This is a genomic window from Streptococcus sp. GMD4S (assembly GCF_000296955.1).
The window spans coordinates 1-1,668 of record NZ_AJRE01000441.1 but is presented as its reverse complement, the minus strand read 5'-3'; the positions used below and the strand labels follow the sequence as shown (position 1 = coordinate 1,668).

Below are 1,668 nucleotides of genomic sequence, written 5' to 3'. Positions count from 1 at the left end.
CATTATATCCCTTGGTTTTATCCCAATCTTCTATATTTTCAAGATGATTTTCCAAATCAATTCCTACACAGTAAACTTCAATATGATTCTCATGGTTCTTTCTACCGTAGCAACTTGTGGTATCTATTACCTCTTGACCCTCTTTATCACCAAAGACAAAACACTCCACTATGCACTGAACCTTGTACTTGCAAAATTAAAACGAAATTAAAAAATCCCCTACTGATAAATTAGTTGCCAGTAGGGGATTTCTTCTTTATTCGTTTTCTTTCTTTTCAGAAGCGTTGGCTTCTAGATTTGAATCTTGTTTAGGTTGTTCAACAATAGAGGAATTAGCTTCTTGTTTCTGTTCTGGCTTGACTGCATCGCTATTTACAGCAGCAACAGCCTGTTTCCAGATTCCTTCTTCGTTTACTTTGTAACCATCAGGTGTTGTTGCGTTCTTCAACAAAGAACCATTAGCTTGGAAATAGTACCAATTACCATCAAGCTGTTTCCAACCCGTTTGCATAGCTCCTGATTCATCAAAGTAATAATGATCACCATTTACTTTATGAAGGCCAACCAACATGATGCCATCTTCAGGATTTAGATAATACCAGACGCCTTTGTCTTTTATCCAACCAGTTTTCATGGCTCCATTTGATTCAAAGTAACGGTAATGATTATCAAACCATTTCCAGCCTGTTTGCATGGCACCAGATTTGCTAAAGTAATATTGCTTACCATCTACTTGATGGAGGCCGACTAACATAACGCCTTCCTTACCTTCAAGATAATACCAGGCATCACCATCTTTCAACCAACCAGTTTGGAGTGCGCCAGACGTAGCGTAATAATGCCAAGAATCATTTGACCACTGCCATCCAACTTGCATAGTACCTGCAGAGCTGAAGAAATAGTTCTTACCGTCAATCTCTTTAGATCCTACAGCCATAATACCAGTTTCTGGATCCAAATAATACCATGATTCTTTATCTTTCAACCAACCAGTTTTCATAGCACCTGAGTTCGTATAGAAGTACCAGCTATTGTCTTGCCACTTCCAGCCAGTCTGCATGGCACCACTAGCATTCAAATAGTAACGAACACCATTTATATCTTGTCTGCCAGTTAACATGATGCCATCTTTATCCAGATAATACCATGTTTCCTGATCCTTGACCCAGCCGGTTTTCATAGCTCCAGAACTTGCAAAATAGTTCCAGTGACCATCAACAAATGCCCAGCCAGTTTGCATGATACCTTCTTGATTAAAGTAGTATGTGCTTCCATTGATATTCTTTTTACCGATGGTCTTTAGCCCATCCTCATCATAGAAATACCAATTTGAATCAATCTTTTGCCATGTTGAAGGCTTACCTGCTGTTTGGAGTGCACCACTTTCGCTAAAGAACATCTTCTTGCCATTATAAACTTGGTGTCCTGTTAGCATCTTCCCATCTGCCGCAAAGAGATACTTTTTCCCTCCAATTTCAGAGAGCTCGCTAAATCGTCTAGCACCATTTGATTGGATATAATACCAAGAGTCATCTAGTTTGAACCAACCACCAGTTTGCATTTTACCATTTTGGTTCAGATAGTAATCATTCCCTTTGGCATTTTCTCCCCAGTCGTCGTTAAGGTGAAGCCAGCGACCTGCTTGCATTTGTCCTTTTCCATTAAAGA

At 39.4% G+C, this 1,668-nt stretch carries 2 pseudogenes; one reads left to right on the top strand and one right to left on the bottom strand.

From position 1 onward, the window contains the following. A pseudogene (locus GMD4S_RS13635) lies at window positions 1–211 on the top strand (virulence factor MviN); the annotation flags it as partial. Between the two features lie 45 nt (window positions 212–256). On the opposite strand, the pseudogene GMD4S_RS10580 reads toward GMD4S_RS13635, so the two are convergent. After that, a pseudogene (locus tag GMD4S_RS10580) lies at window positions 257–1,668 on the bottom strand (N-acetylmuramoyl-L-alanine amidase family protein); the annotation flags it as partial.